The organism is Verminephrobacter aporrectodeae subsp. tuberculatae, from assembly GCF_026127385.1.
GTDB lineage: Bacteria > Pseudomonadota > Gammaproteobacteria > Burkholderiales > Burkholderiaceae_C > Acidovorax > Acidovorax aporrectodeae.
Window position 1 is genome coordinate 1 of record NZ_QZCX01000028.1, and the last position, 230, is coordinate 230.

General features: G+C 67.0%; 1 protein-coding gene. It reads right to left on the minus strand.

Annotation, left to right across the window (positions count from 1 at the left end; all coding sequences use genetic code 11):
• Nucleotides 1-230: Ig-like domain-containing protein (locus D5041_RS21975; protein WP_265285844.1), on the minus strand; the 230-nt coding region annotated here is incomplete at both ends.

The window sequence follows — 230 nt, forward strand, 5'->3', positions numbered from 1 at the left end:
GTCAGGCTGCTGTCGGCCAGCGTGATGGTCACGCTGGGGAGCACGGTGTCGATGTCGTAGCGGACCGTGGAGTCCGCCGTGCCCACCCCGGCGTTGCCCGCAAGGTCGGTGATTCCTGCCAGGTTCACGCTTATCTTGTTGCCCGTCGTACTGCTGACGGAGGCGGACTCCGGGGCCTTCAGCGTGACTTCCCAGGTGGTGCCGCCGTCGGTCCTGCGCAGGTTGGACAG